The organism is Bacteroidota bacterium (assembly GCA_034723125.1).
Taxonomy (GTDB): Bacteria; Bacteroidota; Bacteroidia; order CAILMK01; family JAAYUY01; genus JAYEOP01.
The window spans coordinates 1-2,438 of sequence record JAYEOP010000361.1 but is presented as its reverse complement, the minus strand read 5'-3'; the positions used below and the strand labels follow the sequence as shown (position 1 = coordinate 2,438).

General features: G+C 31.5%; 1 protein-coding gene. It reads left to right on the top strand.

Annotated features, from left to right (window positions below; translation table 11 throughout):
* Positions 1-106 precede the first annotated feature (106 nt).
* Entirely contained in the window at positions 107-2,149 is a 2,043-nt protein-coding gene (locus tag U9R42_09725; GenBank protein ID MEA3496300.1) for an LruC domain-containing protein, read from the top strand.
* Positions 2,150-2,438: the final 289 nt, after the last annotated feature.

The window sequence follows — 2,438 nt, the reverse complement described above, 5'->3', positions numbered from 1 at the left end:
TATAAAATAATTTTTAAAAAATATTTGGAAATAGTGTTTTTAGAGACGTACTTTTATAATCTGAAAAAAATAAAATGTACTTTTAAACAATTAAAACTATAAAATCATGAAAATACTAAAATTAAGCTTGGTTGCATTAATAATAATTTTCACAGCATGTAAAGAAAATATTAATAATCCTCCACCAAAACCGAACAACAACGTAGAATCAATGAATGAGCTTGTTGTTGCTGATAATTTTAATTACAACACTTCTGATGAAACAGAAATAAATTTGTACGCTCTTGACAATAGTGATAACCCAATAACTAAAGTTAGATTTGACGTTTACACCGATTACCCCGATAGCGGTGGAACTCGTTTAATAAGCGGATTATCTGATTACAATGGAGCTTTTCACATAAAGAGAACTATACCTTCTTATATAAATGAAGTTGTTGTAGGAACTGATTTTATAGGACTAGCAAATTTAGTAAAACTACCTGTAGTAAACAATTCTATTATTTATACATTTGGAGGCAAGCAAAGCCGAAACAGAAGTTCAATGAATCAAACATCATCAATTACACCTTCAAAAAAACTTGCAGGAACCAATGCTGTTTTAAAATATCTTGGGACATATAATAATCAGGGAGTCCCTAATTATCTTATAAGCCCGAATGATAATATAAGCAATTCGCTTTTACAAGATATTAATTCTTCATTACCCGAATATCGTCCTGTACCACAATATAATCCTGAATACCTTGCAATCGGAAATGAAACAAATCTTGTTTTAAATAAAGATGCTGATGTTTGGGTAACTTTTGTACATGAAGGAGCCGGATACAGAAATGTTCTTTTATTTTACACTTACCCAAAAGACAGTGCACCAAGCTCGGTAAGTGAAATTGATACATTAACAGTAATTTTCCCAAATGTGTCGTTTAAATATTCAGGTGGTGGATTGTATTCAGGGAACAAAGTTAAAATTGGTACTTTTGATAAAAACACATGCATAGGTTGGGCATTATTGGCAAATGGCTGGAGAAACGGGCAGATAAAAACAAGTGGTAATATTTATTATTCAAATCCTGCCTTAAATCCCGAAAGTACAAGTAGCAAAAGAATACACAACGTTCTTCTTGTTGACCCTGGTAGAGACATTATTCTACTTGGATTTGAAGATTTAAATAGAGATGGATGGTGTGATAATGACTTCAATGATGCTATATTTTTTGTAACTTCAAACCCAATTACTGCTCCTGAAACTTCTAATTTAGAAATGATTAGCTATTCTGATAATGATGGGGATAAGGATGGTGTGTCAGATAATTTTGATGATTATCCAAATGACAAGTCAAAAGCATTTGATAATTTTTACCCTTCAGAAACAACTTTTGGCACTCTCGCTTTTGAGGACTTATGGCCTGGTAAAGGAGACTTTGACTTTAATGACCTTGTTATTGATTATCAAATAAATGAAATTTCAAATGGAGATAATGAAGTTGTTGAAATAAAAGCTAAATATATTATTAAAGCTATAGGAGCTGGCAATCATAATGGTTTTGGTTTTGAAATGAAAATTTTACCCTCTAATGTAACATCAGTAACAGGTTTTAATCTTACAGAGAGTTACATTAGTTTAGCCTCCAATAATCTTGAATCAGGACAGTCAAGAGCAGTTGTAATAGTTTTTGATGATGCTTACGATCAATTTCCACCAATAAGTCATTCATTTATAAATACTATAAAAACTAATCCAACCAACACACCAGATACAATGAACATAGTAATAAAACTTGACGACCCTGTTGACCCGCAAGACATTGGAATTCCACCTTACAATCCCTTTATAATTGTTGATGCAGACAGAGATATTGAAGTGCATTTACCGAACAAAGCTCCTACCGATAAAGCCGATACAGACCTTTTTCAAACATCAAGTGATGACAGTAAACCCGTAATAGGCAGATATTACAAAACCGACAATAACCTACCATGGGCAATAAATATTGTTGACGCTTTTGACTATCCAAGCGAAAAAACACCAATAATTAATGCACATTATAAATTTGCAAATTGGGCACAAAGTAGTGGTTCATCGTTTAAAAAATGGCATCAAAACAAATCCGGATACCGAAATTCTACATTAGTATTTTCATGGTAACAAAATTTCGTTTGTTAAAACAATATATTATTCAAAAGCAAACGATCAAAAGATTGTACAATCTATTCAGAAACCTGATGGTAATTATCTGCTATTGAGCAATGTTGAATATTCGGGTCCTCCTATTGAGTATTTTTTCTCTGAGTTTATGCATTAATTTAAATTATACTCTCAAAAATTATCAAGCTAAATCCTCCCATTTTAAAAAAATATTTTTGTACATGCCAATTTGCGAATGGAAGAAAAAATTAAATACCTTTGCACAAAAAAAAATTATCATTATGAACTC